Source organism: Pelagibius sp. 7325 (assembly GCF_037652055.1).
In the GTDB taxonomy this organism is placed as follows: Bacteria; Pseudomonadota; Alphaproteobacteria; order Kiloniellales; family Kiloniellaceae; genus Pelagibius.
Genome location: NZ_JBBKAH010000002.1, coordinates 1,284,556 through 1,309,080 on the forward strand (window position 1 = coordinate 1,284,556; position 24,525 = coordinate 1,309,080).

Annotated in this window: 20 protein-coding genes; 15 read left to right on the top strand and 5 right to left on the bottom strand. The window is 66.6% G+C overall.

Annotation, left to right across the window (positions count from 1 at the left end):
* Positions 1–4 precede the first annotated feature (4 nt).
* Positions 5–616, top strand: coding sequence for a glutathione S-transferase family protein (locus tag WDC82_RS08000; RefSeq protein ID WP_340116728.1), 612 nt, complete (start codon positions 5–7; stop codon positions 614–616).
* A 105-nt stretch (positions 617–721) separates the two neighbouring features.
* Here WDC82_RS08000 and WDC82_RS08005 read toward each other — a convergent pair whose 3' ends face one another.
* Positions 722–1,414 carry a cyclic nucleotide-binding domain-containing protein gene (locus WDC82_RS08005; protein ID WP_340116729.1) on the bottom strand — a complete coding sequence of 231 codons (693 nt, stop codon included), beginning with the start codon at positions 1,412–1,414 and terminating at the stop codon, positions 722–724.
* Positions 1,415–1,690: 276 nt separating this feature from the next.
* Here WDC82_RS08005 and WDC82_RS08010 point away from each other — a divergent pair, with 276 nt between their 5' ends.
* The 8 genes from WDC82_RS08010 to WDC82_RS08045 are packed head-to-tail and all read left to right on the top strand — an operon-like array spanning position 1,691 to position 13,781.
* Positions 1,691–4,432, top strand: a complete 2,742-nt coding sequence (locus WDC82_RS08010) for an MFS transporter (protein WP_340116730.1) — start codon at positions 1,691–1,693, stop codon at positions 4,430–4,432.
* A gap of 16 nt (positions 4,433–4,448) precedes the next feature.
* On the top strand, positions 4,449–8,210 hold the full coding sequence (locus tag WDC82_RS08015; protein WP_340116731.1) for a nitrate reductase subunit alpha: 3,762 nt from the start codon (positions 4,449–4,451) through the stop codon (positions 8,208–8,210).
* Positions 8,210–9,736 carry a nitrate reductase subunit beta gene (gene narH, locus WDC82_RS08020; RefSeq protein WP_340116732.1) on the top strand — a complete coding sequence of 509 codons (1,527 nt, stop codon included), beginning with the start codon at positions 8,210–8,212 and terminating at the stop codon, positions 9,734–9,736. Before WDC82_RS08015 ends, narH begins: the two co-directional genes overlap by 1 nt.
* Positions 9,736–10,446, top strand: coding sequence for a nitrate reductase molybdenum cofactor assembly chaperone (narJ, locus tag WDC82_RS08025; RefSeq protein ID WP_340116733.1), 711 nt, complete (start codon positions 9,736–9,738; stop codon positions 10,444–10,446). The genes narH and narJ overlap by 1 nt, the downstream gene beginning before the upstream one ends.
* 12 nt (positions 10,447–10,458) lie before the next feature.
* A complete protein-coding gene (narI, locus tag WDC82_RS08030) occupies positions 10,459–11,181 on the top strand; it encodes a respiratory nitrate reductase subunit gamma (RefSeq protein ID WP_340116734.1) in 723 nt (240 codons plus the stop codon).
* 4 nt (positions 11,182–11,185) lie between these two features.
* The gene (locus WDC82_RS08035; RefSeq protein WP_340116735.1) at positions 11,186–11,980 is read left to right on the top strand and encodes a peptidylprolyl isomerase; all 795 of its coding nucleotides are present in this window, start codon (positions 11,186–11,188) and stop codon (positions 11,978–11,980) included.
* Positions 11,981–12,009: 29 nt separating this feature from the next.
* Positions 12,010–12,585, top strand: coding sequence for a hemerythrin domain-containing protein (locus WDC82_RS08040; protein ID WP_340116736.1), 576 nt, complete (start codon positions 12,010–12,012; stop codon positions 12,583–12,585).
* A gap of 17 nt (positions 12,586–12,602) precedes the next feature.
* Positions 12,603–13,781, top strand: a complete 1,179-nt coding sequence (locus tag WDC82_RS08045; RefSeq protein WP_340116737.1) for an NnrS family protein — start codon at positions 12,603–12,605, stop codon at positions 13,779–13,781.
* On the opposite strand, the gene WDC82_RS08050 is transcribed toward WDC82_RS08045, so the two are convergent.
* The 4 genes from WDC82_RS08050 to WDC82_RS08065 form a co-directional block, all read right to left on the bottom strand.
* Entirely contained in the window at positions 13,778–14,866 is a 1,089-nt protein-coding gene (locus WDC82_RS08050; protein WP_340116738.1) for an AbrB family transcriptional regulator, read from the bottom strand. The two genes, WDC82_RS08045 and WDC82_RS08050, sit on opposite strands and share 4 nt — an antisense overlap.
* A 332-nt stretch (positions 14,867–15,198) precedes the next feature.
* Complete coding sequence (gene pcaF, locus WDC82_RS08055) at positions 15,199–16,404, bottom strand: 3-oxoadipyl-CoA thiolase (protein ID WP_340116739.1); 1,206 nt, start codon at positions 16,402–16,404, stop codon at positions 15,199–15,201.
* On the bottom strand, positions 16,404–17,192 hold the full coding sequence (locus tag WDC82_RS08060; protein WP_340116740.1) for a CoA-transferase subunit beta: 789 nt from the start codon (positions 17,190–17,192) through the stop codon (positions 16,404–16,406). Before WDC82_RS08060 ends, pcaF begins: the two co-directional genes overlap by 1 nt.
* The gene (locus WDC82_RS08065; protein ID WP_340116741.1) at positions 17,189–18,076 is read right to left on the bottom strand and encodes a CoA-transferase; all 888 of its coding nucleotides are present in this window, start codon (positions 18,074–18,076) and stop codon (positions 17,189–17,191) included. The genes WDC82_RS08060 and WDC82_RS08065 overlap by 4 nt, the downstream gene beginning before the upstream one ends.
* Before the next feature lie 138 nt (positions 18,077–18,214).
* Here WDC82_RS08065 and WDC82_RS08070 point away from each other — a divergent pair, with 138 nt between their 5' ends.
* The 6 genes from WDC82_RS08070 to WDC82_RS08095 all read left to right on the top strand — a co-directional run bounded on the left by WDC82_RS08070 (position 18,215) and on the right by WDC82_RS08095 (position 24,523).
* A complete protein-coding gene (locus WDC82_RS08070) occupies positions 18,215–19,003 on the top strand; it encodes an IclR family transcriptional regulator C-terminal domain-containing protein (RefSeq protein WP_340116742.1) in 789 nt (262 codons plus the stop codon).
* Positions 19,004–19,257: 254 nt separating this feature from the next.
* A complete protein-coding gene (locus WDC82_RS08075; protein ID WP_340116743.1) occupies positions 19,258–20,430 on the top strand; it encodes a transporter substrate-binding domain-containing protein in 1,173 nt (390 codons plus the stop codon).
* Positions 20,427–21,047 carry an ANTAR domain-containing protein gene (locus WDC82_RS08080; protein WP_340116744.1) on the top strand — a complete coding sequence of 207 codons (621 nt, stop codon included), beginning with the start codon at positions 20,427–20,429 and terminating at the stop codon, positions 21,045–21,047. Before WDC82_RS08075 ends, WDC82_RS08080 begins: the two co-directional genes overlap by 4 nt.
* A complete protein-coding gene (locus tag WDC82_RS08085; protein ID WP_340116745.1) occupies positions 21,044–21,892 on the top strand; it encodes an ABC transporter permease in 849 nt (282 codons plus the stop codon). The genes WDC82_RS08080 and WDC82_RS08085 overlap by 4 nt, the downstream gene beginning before the upstream one ends.
* The gene (locus tag WDC82_RS08090) at positions 21,892–22,812 is read left to right on the top strand and encodes an ABC transporter permease (protein ID WP_340116746.1); all 921 of its coding nucleotides are present in this window, start codon (positions 21,892–21,894) and stop codon (positions 22,810–22,812) included. The genes WDC82_RS08085 and WDC82_RS08090 overlap by 1 nt, the downstream gene beginning before the upstream one ends.
* Before the next feature lie 76 nt (positions 22,813–22,888).
* Positions 22,889–24,523 carry an ABC transporter substrate-binding protein gene (locus WDC82_RS08095; protein WP_340116747.1) on the top strand — a complete coding sequence of 545 codons (1,635 nt, stop codon included), beginning with the start codon at positions 22,889–22,891 and terminating at the stop codon, positions 24,521–24,523.
* The last annotated feature ends 2 nt before the right edge of the window (positions 24,524–24,525 follow it).

Sequence of the window (24,525 nt, forward strand, 5' to 3'; positions counted from 1 at the left end):
TCCGATGATCGTGGTGCACGGCAGGGCCAATTCCACCAATGTCCAGAAGGTGCTGTGGCTGTTCGACGAGATCGGGCTGCCGTTCGAGCGCTTCGACCGCGGCGGCAAGTTCGGCGGCCTCGACGATCCCGACTACCGCGCGCTCAATCCCAACGGCCTCGTGCCGACGGTGATCGACGGCGACCTGGTGCTGTGGGAATCCCATGCCATTCTGCGCCACTACGCGCGCCAGAACCCCGGCGCCGCGCTGTTCCCCGGCGATGCGGCCGATGCCGCGCACAGCGATATGATGCTCGACTGGACCATTACCACCCTGTGGCCGCCGCTGCGCGTCGCCTATGTCGCGGTGGAACGCGAGGGCAAGCCGCTGGAATCGCCCGAGGTGCAGCAGGCGCTCGACAAGGCTCACCGCCCGCTCGACATTCTGGAGGGTCAGCTGGCCGGGCGCGATTATGTCGGCGGCAGCTTCGGCATCGGCGACATTCCCCCGGCGATCTGCCTGAGCCGCTGGCTGTACCTCGGCCGCGACCTCGCAGCCTGGCCCGCGGTCGAGGCGTGGTATGCGCGCTGCTCCGCTCGGCCAGCCTTCCGCAACCGCGTCATTGTGGGCGGCTGATCATCTTTGCCGACGAGCGCGACAGTTCGGTGATCTAGGCCGGGGGTGGGGCCTCTGTGTGCTCGACGGCCCCGGGAAGGCGCGCATCGAACGTCTGCGCGGCGCTCAGGTTGAGGGATCGTCGATCAGCGGCGAGGGCTTGGCCAGCTTGCGCAGGTCGTCCGGCTTGGTCAGGTGGATTTCGCGGCCGTTCACGTCGACGCCATAGGGCTTCAGGGTGGCGAAGGCGCGCGACAGGTTCTCCGGTGTCATGCCCAGCAGGGCCGCCAGGGTGCGCTTGTCGACCTGCAGCGTCACGGTGCCAGTGCCACCCTGTTCGGCATCGGCACGCAGCAGGCAGTTGGCCAGTCGCTCCACGGCGTTGCGCAGCTTGTGGTTCTTCAGCGACTTCACCACGCCGCGGTAGCGGGCGGACAGTTCGCGCACCACGGCGCGGGCGAAGACATGGTCGCGCGCGAAGATGGCCCGCACGTTCTCCGCCGGCACCATGAGAATTTGAGAGCTCTCGACAGTGCGCCCCGACATCAGGAAAGTCGCGTCGCGCAGTACGGCGGCGAGGATGAAGGTGGCGACCGGCCGCACGATCTCGATCGAGGTCTCGCGGCCGTTGTTGCCGGCGAAGAGCTCCACGCTGCCTTCGACCATGATGTAGAGGAAATCCGCCGGATCCCCTTCGGTGATCAATTGGACCTGCGGGGGAAAGCGCTGCAGGAAAGCGGCCTGCATCAACTCGTCGAAGTTCGCCTCCTCCATCTCGCGGAAGAGGTCCAACTCCCGCACCAACGGTATGTCGCGCACCCTCAAGTGGAGACTCTCCTGCACATCCGGCCCCAGCCCGAGTTAATCGCGTGATTTGACATTTATCAAGAGGCGAGATGAAAAATAAATGTGACAGAACAATAAATGCTAATTGCAAAGTCAAAGCACTACATCTTTGGGCTTTTTTCCTCGGATGAAGTACTTCGATTGACCTGTATCAAATAAACCGTGCGGCTGCACGAGAATGATCCTCCTTGCGTCAGAGGCATCGCCTCTGCGCCGACATTTGTCGGTTCGTTGTTCGAGGAGGAAGTCATGCAAGACCTGCAAGGCGTGACACGGGGCCAGCAGAACAGGGTCCTCGGGATGAGCACGCTGGCCTTCACGGTCTGCTTCGCGGTGTGGACGATCTTTTCCATCATCGGCGTGCGCATCAAACAGGACCTGGGGCTCAGCGATACGGAATTCGGCCTCCTGGCCGGCACACCGATCCTGACCGGCTCGCTCAGCCGCATCTTTCTCGGCATCTGGAGCGACCAGTACGGCGGTCGCATCGTCTACTTTTTCACCATGGTTCTGGCGGCCATCGCCACCTTCCTGCTGTCCTACGCAACGACCTACGAGATGATGCTGCTGGCCGCGCTGGGTGTCGGCCTCGCCGGTGGCTCCTTCGCCGTCGGCATCGCCTATGTCTCCAAGTGGTACCCGAAGGAAAAGCAGGGCACGGCGCTCGGCATCTTCGGTGCCGGCAACGTCGGCGCGGCGGTCACCAAGTTCTGCGCGCCCTTCGTGCTGGTCGCCTTCGGCTGGACCATGGTGGCGCAGGTCTGGGCGGCGGTCCTGCTGGTCATGGCGGTGGTCTTCTGGTTCACCACCGACGATGACCCCCAGCTCAAGGCCCGCCGCGCCTCGGGCGTCAGGGCCCCCAGCGCCTGGATGGAGCTGGAGCCGCTGCGCAACCTGCAGGTCTGGCGTTTCGCACTCTATTACTTCTTCGTCTTCGGTGCCTTTGTTGCCCTGGCTTTGTGGCTGCCGCGCTACCTCATCGGCGTCTACGGCCTGGACATCACCACGGCGGGCATGCTGGCCGCCTTCTACTCGGTTCCGGCGAGCATCTTTCGCGCTTACGGCGGCCATCTCTCAGACAAGTACGGTGCGCGTGCGGTGATGTACTGGACCTTCGGCGTCTCGGTGCTGGCGACCTTCATGCTCTCCTATCCCAATACCGATTACGTCATCCACGGCATCCAGGGACCGATCGCCTTTTCCACCAGCATGGGTCTGATTCCCTTCGTGGTGCTGATCTTCGTGCTCGGCTTCTTCATGTCGCTGGGCAAGGCGGCGGTTTACAAGCACATCCCGGTCTACTACCCGGGCCATGTCGGCGCCGTCGGCGGCCTGGTCGGCCTGATCGGCGGGCTCGGCGGCTTCGTGCTGCCGATCACCTTCGGTGTCATGCTCGACCTTACGGGCGTGTGGACCAGCTGCTTCATGCTGTTGTTCGCCATCGTCGCCGTGTCGCTGATCTGGATGCACTTTTCGATCCGCCAGATGGAGCGTGCGGCGCTGCAGGGCGAACTCGCCGCGCTGCCGCAGCTGCCCGAGATGCAGCCGATCCACGGCGGCGAGCAGGAAAAGGCCATGCGCCCGGCTGCGATCGAGGACTGGCGGCCGGACGACGATGAGTTCTGGCAAACCAAGGGCCGCGCGGTCGCCCGCCGCAACCTCTGGATCTCGATCCCGGCCCTGCTGCTGGCCTTCTCGGTGTGGATGGTGTGGTCCGTGGTGGTGGCCAAGCTGCCGGCCATCGGATTCACCTACACCACCGACCAGCTGTTCTGGCTGGCGGCGCTGCCCGGGCTTTCGGGTGCCACGCTCAGGATTTTCTACTCCTTCATGGTGCCGATCTTCGGCGGCCGGCTGTGGACCACGATCACCACGGCGTCCCTGCTGGTCCCGGCCTTCGGCATCGGCTACGCGGTGCAGAACCCCGATACGCCCTATTTAATCTTCCTGGTTCTGGCACTGCTGTGCGGTCTCGGCGGCGGCAACTTCGCCTCTTCCATGGCCAACATCTCCTTCTTCTTCCCTAAGAAGGAGAAGGGCAATGCGCTGGCACTCAACGCGGGACTCGGCAATCTCGGCGTCAGCGTCATGCAATTCGTCGTGCCGCTGGTCATCACTGCCAGTGTCTTCGGCGCCCTTGGCGGTGAGGCCAGGGAAGCCGGCGACGGTACCCGCCTCTGGCTGCAGAACGCCGGTTTCGTCTGGGTGCCGTTCCTGATCGCCTCCACGATCGCCGCCTGGTTCGGCATGAACGATCTCGCCACCGCCAAGGCCTCGTTCAAGGAGCAGTCGATCATCTTCACCCGCCGGCACAACTGGATCATGTGCTGGCTCTATACCGGCACTTTCGGTTCGTTCATCGGCTACTCGGCGGGCTTCCCGCTGCTCGCCAAGACGCAGTTCCCCGAGGTCGACTCGCTGCAGTTCGTCTTCCTGGGGCCGCTGGTCGGTGCGCTGTCGCGGGCGGCGACGGGCTGGGTCTCCGACAAGTTCGGCGGCGGGCGCGTCACCTTCTGGACCTTCCTGGTGATGATCGCCGCGGTCTTCGGTGTCCTCTACTTCCTCGGCATCAAGGATCAGCCGGGTGCCTTCTGGGGTTTCTTCGCGATGTTCATGCTGCTGTTCTTCGCCACCGGCGTGGGCAACGCGTCGACCTTCCAGATGATCCCGGTGATCATGCGCGAGCAGATGGGCGGCCTGATGCCGCACCTCAACCCGGCGGAGCGTGTCCGCCAGGCGGAGAAGGAGTCGGCGGCCATCATCGGCTTCACATCGGCGATCGCCGCCTACGGCGCCTTCTTCATCCCCAAGAGCTACGGCACCTCGATCGCCATGACCGGCGGGCCGCAGGCGGCGCTGTGGGGCTTCCTGATCTTCTACGTCAGCTGCGCCGTGCTGACCTGGGTGATCTATACGCGCCGGGGCGGCCTGCTGCACGACATCGAACGCGGACGCCCCGCCATCCCGCCGGCCGGCGTGACGGCAAGCTGAAAGAAGGAGATCGGGAATGAGCCAACTTCTGGACAGGTTGAACTTCTTCTCCAGCAGGGCGCTGGGCGAGTTCGCGGACGGTCATGGTGTCACCACCAGTGAAGATCGCAGCTGGGAGGACGCCTACCGCAAGCGCTGGCAGCACGACAAGATCGTGCGTTCGACCCACGGCGCCAACTGCACGGGCTCCTGCTCGTGGAAGATCTACGTGAAGGGCGGCATCGTCACCTGGGAGACCCAGCAGACCGACTACCCACGCACGCGGCCGGACCTGCCGAACCACGAGCCGCGCGGCTGCAGCCGCGGCGCCAGCTACAGCTGGTACATGTACTCGGGCAACCGGGTGAAGTATCCGCTGATTCGCGGGCGCCTCCTCAAGCTGTGGCGCGAGGCGCGCGCGGTAAGGACGCCGGTCGCCGCCTGGGCCGCCATCGTCGAAGACCCCAAGAAGCGCGCGGCCTATACCAGGAAGCGCGGTCTCGGCGGCTTCGTGCGGGCGAAGTGGGACGAGGTGAACGAGATCATCGCCGCCGCCAATGCCTACACCGCAAAGACCTACGGCCCCGATCGCATCATCGGCTTCTCGCCGATCCCGGCCATGTCGATGGTCTCCTACGCCGCCGGATCGCGCTACCTTTCTCTGCTGGGCGGCGTCTGCATGTCGTTCTACGACTGGTACTGCGACCTGCCGCCGGCCTCGCCGCAGACCTGGGGCGAGCAGACCGACGTGCCGGAGAGTGCCGACTGGTACAACGCGGGTTTCCTGATGATCTGGGGCTCTAACGTGCCGCAGACCCGCACACCGGACGCCCACTTCTATACCGAGGTGCGCTACAAGGGCACCAAATCCGTGGTGGTCAGCCCGGATTACTCCGAGGCTTCCAAGTTCGCCGACCTCTGGCTGCATCCGAAGCAGGGCACCGACGCGGCGCTCGCCATGGCCATGGGACACGTGATCCTGCGCGAGTTCCACCTGGACCGGCAGGCTGACTACTTCGAGGACTACGCCCGGCGCTACACCGACATGCCGATGCTGGTGCGCCTGACGAAGAAGGACGGCCACTACCTGCCGGAGCGCCTGCTGCGCGCTGCCGATCTCGACGGCAAGCTGGGTCAGGAGAACAATCCCGAATGGAAGACCCTTGCCATCGACGAGAACACCGGCGGCATCGTGGCGCCGCAGGGGTCGGTCGGCTTCCGCTGGGGCGAGCAGGGCAAGTGGAACCTGGAGGAAAAGGACGCCGATGGCCGCGCGGTGAAGCTGCGTCTCAGCCAGATTCTCGACAAGGACCACGACGACGTGGTCGATGTCGGCTTCCCCTACTTCGGCAACCGCGAGCACGACCACTTCAAGGGCACCGACCATCCCGACGTGCTGCTGCGCCGGGTGCCGGTAAAGGCGCTGAAGACGGCCGAGGGCGAAGCGCTGGTCGCCACCGTCTTCGACCTCTTCGTCGCCAACTACGGGCTCGACCGCGGACTAGGTGGCGGCATGGTCGCCAGGGATTACGGCGAGAACGTGCCCTACACGCCGGCCTGGGCCGAGGCGATCACCGGCGTGCCCGCCGATCACATCGTCACCGTGGCGCGCGAGTTCGCCGGCAACGCCGAGAAGACCAACGGCCGCTCCATGGTCATCCTGGGGGCCGGCCTCAATCACTGGTACCACATGGATATGAACTACCGGGGGATCATCAATCTCCTGGTCATGTGCGGCTGCGTCGGCCAGTCCGGCGGCGGCTGGTCGCACTACGTGGGCCAGGAGAAGCTGCGCCCGCAGACCGGCTGGCTGCCGCTGGCCTTCGCGCTCGACTGGGGCCGCCCGCCGCGGCACATGAACTCCACCTCCTTCTTCTATGCCCACACCGACCAGTGGCGCTACGAGAGCCTGGGGGTGAAGGATATCCTCTCGCCGACGGCGCCGGAGGGTCCCTGGGACGGCGCCCTCATCGACTACAACATCCGCGCCGAGCGCATGGGCTGGCTGCCCTCCGCGCCGCAGCTCGAGACCAACCCGCTGGGGATCGCCAAGGCGGCCGCCGCGGCGGGCCAAGAGCCCAAGGACTACGTCGTCGACCAGCTGAAGTCGGGCGGCCTGAAGATGTCCTGCGAGGATCCGGACAAGCCGGTCAACTGGCCGCGCAACCTCTTCGTCTGGCGCTCCAACCTGCTGGGCTCCTCGGGCAAGGGGCATGAGTATTTCCTCAAGCACCTGCTGGGCACCTCGCACGGCGTGCTCGGCAAGGACCTCGGCGAGGAGGGTGGCACCAAGCCGCAGGAAGCGGTGTGGCACGACGCGGCGCCGGAAGGAAAGCTCGACCTGCTGGTGACGCTCGACTTCCGCATGTCGACCACCTGCGTCTACTCGGACATCGTGCTGCCGACGGCGACGTGGTACGAGAAGAACGACCTCAACACCTCCGACATGCACCCCTTCATCCACCCGCTGACCGCGGCGACCGACCCGGCCTGGGAAAGCCGCAGCGACTGGGACATCTACAAGGGCATCGCCAAGAAGTTCTCCGAGGTGGCGCCCGAGGTGCTCGGCGTCGAGAAGGACGTCGTGTTGGTGCCGATCCTGCACGACACGCCCGGCGAGATGGCCCAGGCGATGGAGGTGAAGGACTGGAAGAAGGGCGAGGTCGAGGCCATTCCCGGCAAGACCATGCCGCAGGTGGCGGTGGTCGAGCGCGACTACCCCAACCTCTACAAGCGCTTCACTGCTCTGGGTCCGCTGATGACCAAGATCGGCAACGGCGGCAAGGGCATCTCCTGGAACACCGAGCACGAGGTCGAAGGCCTCGGCCGCCTCAATGGCGTCGTGCAGGACGAGGGGACGACCAAGGGCATGCCGCGCATCGACACCGATATCGATGCGACCGAGGTGATTCTCATGCTGGCACCGGAAACCAACGGCGAGGTGGCGGTGAAGGCATGGGAAGCCCTCGGCAAGGCGACCGGGCGCGACCACACGCATCTCGCGGTGCCGAAGGAAGACGAGAAGATCCGCTTCCGCGACGTGGTGGCGCAACCGCGCAAGATCATCTCTTCGCCGACCTGGTCGGGCATCGAGTCCGAAAAAGTCTGCTACAACGCCGGCTACACCAACGTCCACGAGCTGATCCCCTGGCGCACGCTGACCGGCCGCCAGCAGCTCTATCAGGATCACCTCTGGATGCGGGCCTTCGGCGAGGGCTTCTGCGTCTACCGTCCGCCGATCGACACCAAGACGGTGAAGCCGGTCATCGAGTCGAAGGACAACGGCAATCCGCAGGTGGTGCTGAACTTCATCACGCCGCACCAGAAGTGGGGCATCCACTCGACCTACACCGACAACCTGCTGATGCTGACCCTCAACCGCGGCGGCCCCGTGGTGTGGATCAGCGAGGTTGATGCCCGCAAGGCCGGCATCAAGGACAACGACTGGATCGAGGCCTACAACGTGAACGGCGCGCTGACCGCGCGCGCCGTGGTCTCCCAGCGCATGAAGGAAGGCACGCTCTTCATGTATCACGCGCAGGAGAAGATCGTGAATACCCCGGGCTCCGAAATGACCGGCCAGCGCGGCGGCATCCACAACTCGGTCACCCGCGCGGTGCTGAAGCCGACCCACATGATCGGCGGCTACGCGCAGCAGTCCTATGGCTTCAACTACTACGGGACGGTTGGCTCCAACCGCGACGAGTTCGTCATCGTCCGCAAGATGGACAAGGTCGACTGGCTCGAGCGCCCGGCTGGCGACGGCCAGGAATCTCTCAAGGGGGAGGCAGCAGAATAATGAAGATCCGCGCTCAAATCGGCATGGTGCTGAACCTCGACAAATGCATCGGCTGTCACACCTGCTCGGTGACCTGCAAGAACGTGTGGACGAACCGCGAAGGTATGGAATACGCCTGGTTCAACAACGTCGAGACGAAGCCCGGCATCGGCTACCCCAAGGAATGGGAGAACCAGAAGCGCTGGAACGGCGGCTGGGAGCGCACCGGCAACGGGCGCCTGCGGCCCAGGATCGGCGCCAAATGGCGGGTGCTGGCGAAGATCTTCGCCAATCCGGACCTGCCGGAGATTGACGATTACTACGAGCCTTTCACCTTCGATTACGAGCATCTGCAGACCGCCAAGGAGTCCCAGGCCTCGCCGACGGCCCGGCCGCGCTCCCTCATCAGCGGCGAGCGCATGGAGAAGATCGAATGGGGCCCGAACTGGGAGGAGATCCTGGGCGGCGAGTTCGAGAAGCGCTCCAAGGACGTGAACTTCGAAGGCATCGAGAAGGAGATCTACGGCGTCTTCGAAAACACCTTCATGATGTACCTGCCGCGCCTCTGCGAGCACTGTCTCAACCCGACCTGCGTGGCGGCCTGTCCGTCGGGCGCGATCTACAAGCGCGAGGAGGACGGCATCGTCCTGATCGACCAGGAGAAGTGCCGCGGCTGGCGCATGTGCGTCTCCGGCTGCCCCTACAAGAAGATCTACTACAACTGGTCGACCGGTAAGTCGGAGAAGTGCATCTTCTGCTATCCGCGCATCGAGGCCGGGCAGCCGACGGTCTGCTCGGAGACCTGCGTCGGGCGCATCCGCTATCTCGGCGTCCTGCTCTATGACGCCGACCGCATCGCCGAAGCGGCGTCGACCCAGGACGAGGGCGACCTCTACCAGGCGCAGCTCGATATCTTCCTCGATCCGAACAATCCCGAGGTGATCGAGCAGGCGCGCCAGGACGGCGTCCCCGAGACCTGGCTGGAGGCGGCGCGCCGCTCGCCGGTGTGGAAGATGGCGATGGACTGGAAGATCGCTTTTCCGCTGCACCCGGAGTACCGCACCCTGCCGATGGTGTGGTACGTGCCGCCGCTGTCGCCGATCCAGTCGGCGGCCGAGGCCGGCAAGATCGCCTGGGACGACGGCCTGCCCGACGTGAATGCTCTGCGCATTCCGCTGCGCTATCTCGCCAATCTCCTGACCGGCGGCAACGAGAAGCCGGTGGCCGAGGCGCTGCAGCGGATGCTGGGCATGCGCGCCTACATGCGCTCCAAGACGGTTGACGGCGTCATCGACGAGTCGCTCGCGACGCGGGTCGGCCTCACTCCGCAGCGCATCGAGGAGATGTACCACGTCATGGCGATCGCCAACTACGAGGACCGCTTCGTCATTCCGACGGCGCACCGCGAGATCGGCGAGGACGCCTATGACCTGCGCGGCTCCTGCGGCTTCAGCTTCGGCAACGGCTGCTCGGGCGGCGCCAGCGAAAACAACCTCTTCAGCGGTGGCCGCAAGAAGAAGGTGCAGACCCCAACGGAGGTGTTCTGATGAGCAGAACATTCAAGGTGCTCTCCCTGCTGCTGACCTATCCCGACGAGGATATCCAGGCAGCGGCCGAGGATATGAAGGAGATCCTCGCCAAGGAGAAGCTGGTGCCGGCGGACTGTCTGCCCGGCCTCATCGCCTTCGTCGAAGGCATCGGCGCCGGCGACCTCTACGATCTGCAGGAACGCTATACGCTCCTGTTCGACCGCACGCGCTCGCTCTCGCTGCATATCTTCGAGCATATCCACGGGGAGAGCCGTGACCGCGGCCAGGCGATGGTCGACCTCGCCGAGCATTACGCCGAGCATGGCATGGACATTTCGGCGCGCGAGCTGCCGGACTTCCTGCCGCTGTTCCTGGAGTTCCTCTCCACCCGGCCGCTGCCGGAGGCGCGCGAGCTTTTAGGTCAGCCGCTGCACGTCATCGCTGCCCTCGGCCAGCGTCTGCGCAAGCGCGAGAGCGCCTATGCCTGGGTCATGCTGGCCCTGGAGGGGATCGCCCGGGGAAAGGTGACGAAGGCCGAGCTTGAGGGCCTGCTCGCCGAGCGAGACGACGACCCCGAGGATCTCGAGGCGCTGGACCGTGCCTGGGAGGACCACCCGGTCACCTTCGGCCCGGGGTCCGCCGCGGGCATCGCTCCCGGCGGCGGCTGCCCGGCCGTTCGCGATACACTGGCGCGGATGGACTCACCCGCCGGCACCAAGCCTTCCTGAGGAGCAAGAACCATGGCTGCTTTCCTCAACACTCTGGTCTTCGGGATCTACCCTTACATCGCGCTGGCGGTGCTCGCCCTCGGATCGATCATCCGCTATGACCGCGAACCCTACACCTGGCGCTCCGGCTCCAGCCAGCTGCTGCGCCGGCGCCAGCTGGTCATGGGATCGGTGCTGTTTCACCTCGGCGTGCTGATCGTCTTCTTCGGGCATCTGGTCGGCCTGCTGACGCCGATTCAGCTGTTCGACCTGGTCGGCATCAGCCACACATTCAAGCAGATCCTGGCCATCGTCGTCGGCGGCGTCGCCGGCGGTTTCGCCCTCGTCGGCGCGACTCTCCTGGCCCATCGCCGTCTCTTCGACCCGCGTATCCGCGCGTCCTCCAGCTTCGGCGACAATGCCATCATCCTGCTGCTGTGGCTGCAACTCGCCCTCGGCCTCGCCACCATCCCGATCTCCTTGAACCATCTGGACGGCCACGAGATGGTCACCTTTATGGCCTGGGCGCAGGGCATTTTCACCTTCGACTTCGCCGCGTCCAGCTACATCGCCGGGGCGCATCCGATCTTCAAGCTGCATCTCTTTCTCGGCCTGACGATCTTCCTGGTGTTCCCCTTCACCCGCCTGGTGCACATGCTGAGCGTGCCGCTGCGCTACTTCTGGCGACCCGGCTACCAGATCGTGCGCTCACGCCGTCCGGCCCAGGCCGGGCGGATGCAGCGGCCGGCGGAGTAGGGCCATGCAGGCGATCCGCATCAATGACGTGACGATCCCGGCGGCGGCAGTGCTGTCGGAAGCCCAGAACCACCCGGCCGGAGACCCGGAGGCCGCGCTCGCCGCTGCCGCCGAAGCGCTGGCGGTGCGGGAACTGCTGCTGCAGGAGGCGCGGCGTCTCGGGGTCGAGGCCGACCGGCAGGCGGACGGGGAAGGCCGCCGGGAAACCGACGAAGACGCCCTGATCCGGTGTCTTCTGGAGCAGGAAGTGACGGTACCAGAGGCCGATGCTGCCACCTGCCGGCGCTACTACGACAACAACAGGGCGCGCTTCCGCAGCCCCGACCTGTTCGAGGCGGCGCACATCCTGCTGTCCGCGGCGCCGGATGACGATGCGGCCTACACCCAGGCGGTGGAGACGGCCAAGCGGCTCATCGCGGTGCTGCTGCAGGACCCTGCTGCCTTCGCCGGTCTGGCGGTGGAATACTCCGCCTGCACCTCCGCACAGAACGAGGGGCGCCTAGGCCAGGTTGCGCGCGGTGATACCGTGCCGGAGTTCGAGACCTTCCTGATGAACCTGGAAGAAGGCCAGCTCTGCCCGGTGCCGGTGCGTTCGCGCTACGGCGTGCATGTGCTGCGGCTCGATCGCCGCATCGACGGCCGCCAGCTGCCTTTCGAGATGGTCGAGCAGCGGATCGCCGATTACCTGCAGGCGGCGAGCTGGCAGCGGGCGCTGGCGCAATACATTCGCGTGCTGGCCGGCGCCGCCGAGGTGGAGGGGATTGAATTGGGCGGTGCGCAATCGCCGCTCGTGCAATAGGTAGGGGAAAGAAGCGGAGGCGGATCGTCATGAGTGCCGCGCGCAAGAGTCCGTCGCAGATCGAACCGACTTCCGTTGCGCTGCTCAGCGATCCTCTCGACTTTTTCTTCGCAGAGCATTTCCGCCAGCGCAAGCTGTGCAACCTCATCGAGCAGGTGGCGCTGGCCGAGCGACTCGACCCCCTGCTGGCTGCCGAGGTGTTCGCCTTTCTGCAGCACGATACGGTGCTGCATGTGCAGGACGAGGAGCAGGACCTCTTTCCCTTGATGCGCCGGCGCTGCCCGCCTGAGGACGAGATCGAACGGGTGCTCTCGGCACTGACCGCCGAGCATGCCGGTGACCGCCATCTCGCCGCCATCGTGATCGAGGGATTGCAGACCGCCCTGCGCGATGCGCAGGCTGTCTCTGACCTGCCCGGCCTGCGCGAGGCGATGGTGGATTTCGCGCGCAACGAGCGCCGCCACCTGGCCTTGGAGAATTCCGTGGTGTTGCCGCTGGCCCGCCTGCGCCTGACACCGGACGATCTGGTGCAGCTTTCGGCGCGCCTGCTGCAACGTCGCCGGCCGGGCGGCAAGGCGGTGGAGATGGAGGAGCAAGCGAAGTGAGCAGTAGTGGTGCAACGATGTCCCGGCGGGACTCCTACGACGGCCCGGCCCTGTTTCGTGACGGCTTCCGCCCGTTCTTCCTGGCGGCCGGCGTGTGGGCGGCGGTGGCGGTGCCCCTCTGGCTGTTAGTGTTCCAAGGGACGCTTGCCGTGCCCACGGCTTTCGACTTCGTCGCCTGGCACGCCCACGAGATGGTCTTCGGTTTTGCCGCGGCGGTGATCGCCGGCTTCCTGCTGACGGCGGTTCCCAACTGGACCGGGCGGCTGCCGCTGCGCGGCCTGCCGCTGGCGCTGCTCTTCGCCACCTGGCTGGCCGGCCGTTTCGCCGTCGCCGGCTCGGCCGCCGTCGGGGCGCTGCCCGCCGCCGCCATCGACCTCGCCTTCCTGGTGGTGCTGTTGGCCGTTGCCCTGCGCGAGATCATCGCCGGGCGCAACTGGCGCAACCTGCCGCTACCCCTCGGGCTCATCCTGCTTGTGGCGGCCAACGGACTCACGCACCTGCAGGCCGTCGGCTGGGCCGATCTCGGCGCGCTGGGTGAGCGTCTCGGCATCGCGGTGGTGGTGCTGCTCATTGCTCTCATCGGCGGGCGCATCATTCCCAGCTTCACGCGCAACTGGCTGGCCAAGCGCGGCGCCACGGCCCTGCCGGCGTCCTTCGGCGGCTTTGACAAGCTCTGCCTGCTGGCGACTCTCGGCGCCCTGGGCACCTGGGTCGCAGTGCCGGAGAATCCGCTGGCTGGCGCCGCCCTGCTCATCGCCGGTGGGCTCAACGGCGCGCGCTTGCTCCGCTGGCAGGGGCGCCAGACCCTCTCCGAGCCGCTGGTGTGGAGCTTGCACCTCGGTTTCCTCTGGGTGCCGCTCGGCCTGCTGCTGCTGGGCTTTGGTGTGCTGCGCCCCGGCGACCTGTCGCCGACGGCGGGCCTGCACGCGCTGACCGCCGGGGCCATCGGTGCCATGACGCTGGCGGTGATGACGCGGGCGACTCTCGGCCACAGCGGCCGCGCCCTGGCGGCGGACCGCTGGACCGCCGTGATCTACCTGGCCATCTTCGCGGCGGCTGCCCTGCGCGTCGCCGCGTCCTTGTCGGATGCCGCCTACCTGCCGCTGCTGCACAGCGCCGGCTTGCTCTGGGTTGTCGCCTTCGGCCTCTTCGTGCTGCGCTACGGGCCGCTGCACCTGTTCCGCGCGCGGCCTTAGTCGTAGTTGTCCTCGTGCCCGTCCTTGCGTTTCGAGCTAGGCGGCGGCAGCGCGGCCCGCTTGTGCACCAGGGCCAGCATGAAGGGCGTGGTGGGAATGATGAGGAAGATGCGCACCAGGTGAAAGGCGGTAATCAGCGCCACGTCCTCATGCAGGAAGCGCGCCGTCAGCGACATCTCGGTGACGCTGCCCGGCGCCGCGCCCAGCACCAGAATCTCCCAGGGGAAATCGGTCACCAGCGCCAGGCTGGCGGCGAAGGCCGTGCAGAGGACGACCAGCAGCATCGAGGTGATGGTGGTCGCCACCACCAGGCGCCCGGCATTGAGGAAGAGTTCGCGCCGGAAGGTCGAGCCCAGCCAGGTGCCCAGCAGCACCTGCGCGGCGGAGACCGCCTCGTGGGGGAGGGGCGCCAGCGGCAGTTCCAGCACCGTGCCGATGCAGGAGAATGCCAGCGGTCCCAGGAAGAAGGGGTTGCTGATGCGGCAGGCGCGGAACAGCATGGACGAGCCGACTGCTCCTGCGACGAGCAGTGCCATGCCGGCGAAGTCCATCGCGACCTCCGCCTCGGCCAGGTCGCCGCGCGTCTCGTGCAGCAGGTAATAGAGCGCCGCGGGCACGAAGATGACGATGGCGGAAATGCGAAGCGTCTGGGCGAAGACCACCGGGCCCGGATCGCCGCCGTACTGCAGCGCCATGTTGCCCATCTCCACCGGCCCGCCCGGCATGCTGGCGAGGAAAGCGGTGACGGGGTCGGTGCCGGTCATGCGCCGCAGCAGGCCGGACATCAGAAATCCGATGGCCGCCGTCGCCAGCGCGACGCCCAGGATCACTAGGCCGTGGTCGATGATCGCGGTCAGCGCCGCGGCGTTGAAATAGAGGCCGACATGGGCGGAGACGGTGACCTGGGCGACGGGCCGCGTTTTCTTCGGGATGTCGACGGGCTTCACCACCAGGCCGATCAGCGCCGTGGCGATCAGCGGACCGATCATCCAGGGCAACGGCAGGCCGAGCAGGTCGAAGAGATAGCCGGCGACAGAAGCCACGCCGTAACAGAGCGCAAGCTGGAGAAAGCGCCGTCCGTTCATTGCGCCCGACCGCAGCGGCTTGCCTGCCGCGGCTGCACCGGCGTCGTGCGAAGGATCGCCGCTGCGGCGCGTCCTTCGGCGCCGCGCGGCGGTTCGAAAATGTCAGGCACCCTCTGCGTATTCCCCCGGCCCCGACCAGGGCCGATGATTGAGCGTGGAAGCGTTGCCGTTGTCGGAACACGAACAGGCAAGCCTTTCTAATCTCTCGAATTTCCGCCCCATGTCAAATGCAGTTGGCAATGGGGTGCCATCGCCTGTCTGCATGCCTGGCCGCTCAGGCGGAGCGCGCCGGAACGCCGGGATCAATCGGCGGCCGGTTGAGCCTCGCTCCGCTAAACGCCTTCGAGGGCGATGGCGATGCCCTGGCCGACGCCGATGCACATGGTGGCCAGCGCCCGTTTGGCGGCCGTCTTCACGGTCAGCTCCAGCGCCGCTGTGCCGGTGATGCGCGCGCCGGACATGCCCAGCGGATGGCCCAGCGCAATGGCGCCGCCGTTGGGGTTCACGCGCGGGTCGACGTCGGCGATGCCGAGCTCGCGCAGCACGGCAAGGCCCTGGCTGGCGAAGGCCTCGTTCAGCTCGATCACGTCGAAATCCTTTGGTGACAGCCCCAGGCGCCGACACAGCTTCTGGGTTGCCGGCGCCGGGCCCATGCCCATGATGCGCGGCGGCACGCCGGCGGTAGCGCCGCCCAGGATGCGGGCCATCGGCGTCAGGCCCTGTGCCTTGGCCGCCGCCGCCGAGGCGATGACCAGGGCCGCCGCGCCGTCGTTCACGCCCGAGGCATTGCCGGCGGTCACCGTGCCGTTCTCGCGGAACGGCGTGCCCAGCTTCGCCAGCGCCTCCAGGGTGGTCTCGCGCGGATGCTCGTCCGCATCCACCACAGTCGGCGCGCCTTTGCGGTTGGCAATGCTGACAGCCACGATCTCCCTGGCCAGGCGCCCGGCCTTGATCGCTGCCGCGGCCTTCTGCTGGGAGCGCAGGGCGAAAGTGTCCTGGTCTTCGCGCGACACCTTGTAGTCCTCGGCGACGTTTTCACCGGTCTCGGGCATGGAGTCGACGCCGTGTGCCTTTTTCATCAGCGGATTGACGAAGCGCCAGCCGATGGTGGTGTCGTAGATCTCCGCGTTGCGCGAGAAGGCCTGGGTCGCCTTCGGCATGACGAAGGGCGCGCGGCTCATGGACTCGACACCGCCGGCGATGACCAGCTCGGCTTCGCCGGCCTTGATGGCGCGTGCCGCCGTGAGCACGGCATCCATACCGGAGCCGCAGAGCCGGTTGATGGTGGTGCCGGTCACCGTCTCCGGCAGGCCGGCCAGCAGGGCCGACATGCGCGCGACGTTGCGGTTGTCCTCGCCGGCCTGGTTGGCGCAGCCGAAGATGACGTCGTCGACGGCACCCCAGTCCACCGAGGGCAGGCGCTCCATCAGCGCCTTCAGCGGCGCGGCGCCCAGGTCGTCGGCGCGCACGGCGGAGAGCGACCCGCCGAAGCGGCCGATCGGCGTGCGCAGGTAGGCGCAGATGAAGGCCTCGGGCATCACGCGTCTCCCCCGGTCTTGCCGTGAGCGGCGGCGGTGCGCGCCTTCAGGTCACGCAGGGTCTTCAACTCCAGTGCCGTCGGCGCCGGGGTCTCCTCCAGCACCTCGGCGAAGCGCGCCGGCCAGCCGCATGTCTCGGCGACCTGCTCCCGCGTCACGCCGGGATGCAGCGAGGCGACGACGAACTCGCCGCTCTCCGGATCGGTCTTCCACACCGCGAGGTCGGTGATCAGCAGCGTCGGCCCCTTGGTCTTCAGGCCTAGTTTCTCGCGCGCCTTGCCGCCATCGCCGTGGCCGAAAGAGGTCACGAAGTCGATCTTTTCGACCATGCCGCGCTTGCTTTGCTTCATGGTGATGAAGATCTGCCCACAGGAGGAGGCGATCTCCGGCGCGCCACCGCCGCCGGGCAGGCGCGTCTTCGGCTTCGCATAGTCGCCGATCACCGTGGTGTTGATGTTGCCGAAGCGGTCCAGCTGCGCGGCGCCCAGAAAGCCGATGGTGATGCGCCCGCCCTGCAGCCAGTAGCGGAACATCTCCGGCACCGCGACGGTGGTGACCGCCGTCTCGCAGAGGATGCCGTCGCCGATCGACAGCGGCAGCACGTCCGGCGCGGTGCCGATGGTGCCGCTCTCGTAGATCAGGGTGATATCGGGCGCGTGGGTCAGGCGCGCGACGTTGCAGGCGGCCGAGGGCGCGCCGATGCCGACGAAGCAGACGTCGTCGTTGCCCAGCGCGCGCGCCGCGGCAATGGTCATCATCTCGTCGGGAGTAAAGCTCTGTTCGGTCATCTCGCGGCCCTCAGCCTGGCGACGCGCGTGGCGAAGTCTTCCGGCTTTGCGTTCAACACGTTGTCCTGCATCCACTGCTGGAAGCGCTCGCGGTCGGCGGCGATCTCGTCCCAGGCCAGGTAACTCTGGTTGTCGCGCTCGTAATAACCGTGGGCGTAGGAGGGATGCGCGCCACCCGGCACCACGGCGATGGCCTTCACGGTCCAGTGCGGCAGCACGCAGGCGTTGGGGTGCACGCCACGGAAGTCGTCGACCACCTCTTCCACGGTGACCACGGCGCGCTTGGCCGCCAGCACTGCTTCCTTCTGCACGCCGACGATGCCCTCGATCAGCACCTCGCCCCGCTTGCTGGCTTTCTGGGCATGGATGAAGGTGACGTCGGGGCGCAGCGCCGGCACGGCAGCCAGCACCTCGCCGCTAAAGGGGCAGGTGATCGACCTGATGTTGGGATTGACCTTCGCGAGATCGGCGCCCTTGTAGCCGCGGAACACCGCCAGCGGCAGACCGGCGGCGCCGGCCTCGTAGGCGTTGGCCATGGCGGCGTGGGAATGCTCCTCGATCTCCAGCGGCTGCGGCCAGCCGTTCTCCACCGCGTCGCGCAGGCGGCGCAGCAGGCCGACGCCCGGGTTGCCTGCGTAGGAGAAGATCAGCTTCTTCACCAGACCCATGCCGATCAGCTGGTCGTAGACCACGTCGGGGGTCATGCGGATCAGCGTGAGGCCGCCGATCCCCTGGCGGATCACCTCGTGGGCCGCGGCGTGGGGGATCAGGTGGGTGAAGCCTTCGAAGGCCACGCTGTCGCCGGCCTTGAGGTTCTCGTGGACCGCCTGGGACAGCGGCATAAAGACCGATGATCGGGCGGCGGACGATTGAGCGGCGGGCAAGGGGGCTTCCTCCTCACGTTTTCCTATTGGTCCCAAATCGCCGGCCCGGCCTCAAGGGCGTTTGTTCGATAATTGATATTTGTTCAAATATCGAACACAATGTGCCTGACGGCACAGCTTATATGGAGGCCGAAGGGCATGGAGAGGGACTGGCTGACCGACCGGCGGCCGACCGACGTGATGCAGGGTCTGGCCAAGGGGCTCGCGGTGATCGAGGCCTTCGGCGAGGGATCGCTGGGCCTGTCGGTGTCGGATGTGGCCGAACGCACCGGGCTCGACCGGGCGACGGCGCGGCGCTGCCTCCTGACCCTCGACGCCCTGGGCTATGCCGACTACGACGGCAAGTACTTCCGCCTGGCGCCGCGCACCCTGCGCCTGGGGCTCGCCTACACCCGCTCGGCCTCGCTGCCGGCCACGGTGCAGCCGGTGCTGGAAGGTATCTCCGAGCAGACCGGCGAGAGCGCCTCGGTCTCCCTCTTGGACGACACCGAGATCATCTACGTGGCGCGCGCCTCGCAGAAGCGGGTGATGGCGATCAACCTCATGCCGGGCAGCCGGCTGCCCGCCTACTGCTCCTCCATGGGCCGCGTGCTGCTCGCCGCGCTGCCGCCGGCCAAGGCGCGCGATGTGCTCGAACGCTCCGACCGCCACGCCCACACGCCGCGCACCGTGACGGACATCGACGCCCTGATGAAAATTCTCACCGACGTTGCCGCGGCGGGTTACGCGGGCATCGACCAGGAGCTGGAGCTGGGCCTCTGCTCCCTCTCCGTGCCGCTGCTGAACAGCGCCGGCGCGGTGGTCGCCGCCATGAACGTCGGTGCCAACCTCGTGCGCAGCCCGCTGCCGCAGATGATCGACACTTACCTTCCGCTGCTGCTGAAAGCGCAGGCAAGCCTGCGCCCGCTGCTCGACTCCCGGCTGTAACTTTCCCGTTGTGCCGCCAGAACCATCGGCCGCGCGTTCGGCATTCGCCTGCCAACGATCGCCGCCTTGGCATTTGACAGCCTCAGCCGATTGGTCAAAACTTCACGGTCATGTGCCGCCCGGCGGCGCGTCAGACGACATCGCGGGTGAACCGCAAGCGACATAGCGGACAGACCGCAAGAGGCAATGACGCCCCAGAGCCGCCCTGACTGCAGGGCCGGGTCAGGGGCGTTTTTCGTTGTTGGGAGAGGGCGTTGTCAGAACGGGAGATCCCGCTCGGGATCCTGTATTCGGTTACCGGGACCTATAGCCAGATCGGCCAGGCCTGCCTGGACGGGGCGCGCCTCGGCCTCGAGGAGGTCAACGCCGACCCGCGCTATCCCTTTACCTTCCGGGCGGAGATCGAGGACCCCGGCGCCAACATCGACGACTACCACGCGCTCAGCGAAGCCATGCTGCGCGAACGCGGCTGCCGCCACATCATCGGCACCATCACCTCAATCGGCCGCAAGGAAGTCATTCCGATCATCGAGAAGTACGACGCGCTGCTCTGGTACATGTGCCCCTACGAGGGCTTCGAGTGCTGCGAGAATGTGATCTACACCGGCGCCAGCCCGAACCAGCACATCGTCCCGCTGTTCCGCTACCTGCTGCCGCGCTACGGCAAGCGGGTCTACCTCGTCGGCTCCAATTATATCTGGGGCTGGGAGACCAACCGCACGGCGCGCGAACTGGTGCAGGCCTCCGGCGGCGAGGTTGTCGGCGAAAAGTACTTGCCGTTCAATGCTCTCGACGTTGAGCGCCTGATCGAGGACATCCGCGAGCAGCGGCCCGACTTCGTGCTGAACAATCTGGTCGGCACCACCAGCTATGCCTTCCTGGACGCCTACCACCGCGCCGCTCAGGCGGATCCCGCCTTCGCGCCCGAGAACCGCCCGGTGGTAAGCTGCAATCTGACCGAGGCGGAGCTGGACAGCATCGGCCCGGCGGCCGAGGGCCTCATTTCCACCGCCATCTACTTCGACAGCCTGGAGGGCCCGGCGAGCCAAGCCTTCCGCCGGCGGGTCGCCGAACGCTTCGGGCCGGGCCGGCGCAATTCCGTTTACATGGTAAACAGTTTTATCGCCGTGAAGCTGCTGGCCGAGGCGATCCTCGCCGGCGGCAGCGACGACAGCGAGGCGGTGAAGCAAGCGCTCTTCGCCCTCGCCCTGGAAACCCCGCTCGGCCGCCTGCGCATCGATGCCCGCACCAACCACGCGGCGCTGACCCCCTACATCGGCCGGGTCGAGTCCGACGGCCGCTTCAGGGTGATCGAGGCGGCGGCCTCACCCATCGCCGCCGATCCCTACCTGGTCGACTTCGACTCCCGCGAGTTCGGCGCCGAGGTGAACCGCCGCTCCGCTACTCATCTGAGGGTGGTGAAATGAGCGCATTCCGCACGCCCAACTTTCGTGGCTGGAAGGTGGTGGTGCTGCATCGCGAGGATGCCGGCCTGCAGCGCCTGGCGCGCCAGCTGGAGCGATTCGGCGTCACCGCTGAGTTCGCCTGGCCGAAGCTGGAGGCGCTCGATCCCACGGTGAAGGCCGTCTTCTTCGACGGCGACAGCGGCTATGACGGCCTCTTCCCCTGGCCGGCCGGCCAGCCGCCGGTGCCGCTCATCGCCCTCATGCGCTCAGAGGCGCCGGGCCGCCTGGAATGGGTGCTGGCCCAGGGCATCGCCTCGCACCTCATCAAACCGGTGCAGTCGACCGGCGTCTACAGCGCCCTGGTGCTGGCCAGCCACAGCTTCGCCCGCCGCCAGGAACAGGAAGCGCGCCTCGCGGCCCTGAAGCAGCGCCTGAAGCTGCGCCCGGAGGTGGTCCGCGCGGTGCTGGCGGTGATGCGCCTCGGCGAAATTGACGAGGACAAGGCCTTCGCCTGCATCCGCGCCGCCGCCATGGAGCGGCGCATCACCGTGGAGGCTTTCTGCGCGGCGGCCGACGAGGCCAGCCTGCGCGCCCTGTTGCCCCGGCGCCTGCAGAGCGGTGGCTTCGGCAGAGGATGAGGGTCCTGCGTGAACTGCTGCGGCGCAAGCTCGCGGCCTTCGGGCTCGCGGTCATCGCGCTGATCGTCGTCATGGCGCTGTTGGCGCCGGTCATCACGCCGTATTCGCCCGACGAGCAGCTGTTCGACGGCCTGACCCTGGAGGGCGCGCCGCTGCCGCCCGGTGAGACCTTCATCCTCGGTACCGACCTGCTGGGCCGCGACCTCTTCTCGCGCTTGGTCTACGGCGCGCGCACCTCGCTGGTCATCGGCATTGTCGCCAACGGAGTCGCCGTGCTGATCGGCGCCGTCATCGGCATCACCGCCGGCTTTCTGCGCGGCTTCATCGGTACCGTCCTCATGCGCTTCACCGACCTGATGATGGCCTTTCCGGCGCTGCTGCTCGCCATTGTGCTGGCGGCGGTCTTCACGCCCAGCCTGTGGATCGTGGCGCTGGTCATCGCGATGGTGAACTGGGTGCAGGTGGCGCGCGTCATCTATACCGAGACCATCTCGCTCTCGGAGCGCGACTTCATCGAGGCGGAGCGCAGCCTCGGCGCCTCGCGCCTGCGCATCCTGCTGCAGCACATCGCGCCTCATCTCGTCTCAACCATGGTGGTCTGGGCGACGCTGGGCATCGCCACCACGGTGCTGCTGGAGGCGACCTTGAGTTTCCTCGGCATCGGGGTGCAGCCGCCGACACCGTCGTGGGGCAACATCATCTTCGAGAACCAGACCTACTTCACCACGGCGCCCTGGCTGGTGTTCATTCCCGGTGCCGCGATCCTGCTGCTGGCGCTCGCCTTCAACGTGGTGGGCGACGCCCTGCGCGACATCCTCGACCCCAAGCAGAAGGGCAGGGCCTGATGGCGGCCTATCTCGCGCGACGCCTGCTGGGCTCGGCCCTGATCCTGATCGGGATCAGCCTCGTGACCTTCGTGCTGCTCTACCTGTTGCCGGCCGATCCGGCGCGCCAGATCGCCGGGCGCAGCGCCACCGCCGCGACGGTCGAGAACATCCGCGAGCAGCTGGGACTCAATCTGCCGTTCTACGAACGCTACCTGCGCTACCTCGGCGGCCTGCTGCAAGGCGACCTCGGGCGCTCCTACATCCAACGGACCGAGGTGAACACCCTGATCGCCTCGCGCCTGCCGCCCAGCCTGCTGCTGATGGCCGCCGGCATCGCCGCGGAGCTCGCGATCGGGCTCACGGTCGGGATCCTCGCCGCGGTGCGCCGGCGCACCAAACTGGACCAGGGCCTCATGGTGTTCTCCTTCGTCGGCGTCTCGGCGCCGCAGTTCGTCGTCGGCATTCTGCTGATCTACGTCTTCGCCTACTGGCTCGGCTGGTTCCCCTTGAGCGGCTACGGCACGCCGCAGCACCTGGTGCTGCCGGCGCTGACCCTCGGCTTCCTCGGCGCGGGCTGGTATGCCCGCATGATGCGCTCGTCCATGCTGGACGTGCTGCAGCAGGACTTCGTGCGCACGGCGCGCGCCAAGGGCCTCGGCAAGGCGCGCGTCGTGCTGCGCCACGCGGTGCCCAACGCGCTGCTGCCGGTCATCGCCATGGTCGGCATCGACATCGGCATCCTGATGAGCGGCATCGTGGTGGTGGAATCGGTGTTCGGCTGGCCGGGCATCGGCCAGTTGGCCTGGCAGGCGATCCAGCGCGTCGACATTCCCATCATCATGGGCGTCACCCTGGTGGCGGCCTGCGCCATCGTGGTCGGAAATCTCATCGCCGACATCCTGGCGCTATTCATGGACCCCAGGATCAAGCTGCGATGAGTTCAAGCAAGGGGAGGAACGTCTTGCGGCGTTCTTTTGGTCCAAATTGGGCAATCTTAAAACAGGGAGAAGCGAAATGAAGAAGTGGTTGCTTGCGGGTGCGGCGGCATTCCTGCTGTCCGGCCCGGCGATGACGTTGGTGACGACTCCTGCCCACGCTCAGGTGAAGCAGGGCGGCTCGATGACCGTCACCTACAAGGACGACGTGTCCACCCTCGACCCGGCGATCGGCTACGACTGGCAGAACTGGTCGATGATCAAGAGTTTGTTCGACGGGCTGATGGACTATAAGCCGGGCACCACCGAACTGGTGCCGGACCTCGCCGAGAGCTACGAGATTTCCGACGACGGCCTCACCTATATCTTCAAGCTGCGCCAGGGCGTGAAGTTTCACAACGGCCGCGAGATGACGGCGGCCGACGTGAAGTACTCGCTGGAGCGCGTGGTGAATCCGGCGACCCAGAGCCCCGGCGCCGGCTTCTTCGGCGCCATCAAGGGCTTCGACGCCGCCTCGGCCGAAGCGGGGACGGCATTGGAAGGCGTCACCGCGGTCGACGACGCCACGGTGAAGATCGAGCTGTCGCGGCCCGACGCCACTTTCCTGCATGTCATGGCGCTGAACTTCGCCCACGTGGTCCCCGCCGAAGAGGTGGAGAAATATGGCGCCGACTTCGGCAAGCATCCGGTCGGCACCGGCGCCTTCAAGCTCGCCGAGTGGACCCTCGGCCAGCGCGTGGTGTTCGAACGCAATGCCGACTATTACCACGAGGGCCTGCCGCGGCTTGACCAGATCGTCTTCGAGGTCGGGCAGGAGCCCATCGTCGCCTTGCTGCGTCTGGAGCGCGGCGAAGTCGACGTCGCCGGTGACGGCATTCCGCCGGCCAAGTTCCTTGAGACCAAGAACGACCCCAAGTTCAAGGACATGATCGTCGAGGGCAGCCAGCTGCACACCGGCTACGTCACCATGAACGTGAAGATGCCGCCCTTCGATAACCTGAAGGTGCGCCAGGCAGTGAACATGGCGATCAACAAGGACCGTATCGTGCGCATCATCAACGGGCGCGCGGTACCGGCAAACCAGCCGCTGCCGCCGCTGATGCCGGGCTACGACGAAAGCTACGAGGGCTTCGCCTTCGATCCCGCCAAGGCCAAGGCCCTGCTCGCCGAAGCGGGTTTCGCCGACGGCTTCGACACCGAGCTCTTCGTCGCCAATACCGATCCGCAGCCGCGCATCGCCCAGGCGATCCAGCAGGATCTGGCGGAGATCGGCATCAAGGCGGCGATCAAGTCCCTTGCGCAAGCCAACGTCATCGCTGCCGGCGGCGAGGAAGACCAGGCACCGATGATCTGGTCGGGCGGCATGGCGTGGATCGCCGACTTCCCGGATCCCTCCAACTTCTACGGACCGATCCTGGGCTGCGGCGGCGCCGTGCCGGGCGGCTGGAACTGGTCCTGGTACTGCAACGAGGAGCTGGACGCCCGCGCCGTGAAGGCGGACTCGATGGCCGATCCGTCGCAGGCCGACGCCCGGATCGAGGAGTGGAAGAAGATCTTCACCGCAATCCAGGACGAGGCCCCCTGGGTGCCGGTCTTCAACGAGCAGCGCTTCACCATCCGTTCCGACCGGCTGGCCGGGCCGGACGGGATCTTCGTCGACCCGGTGCACATCCCCGTGCACTACGACTACGTCTACGCAAAGGACGCGCAATAACG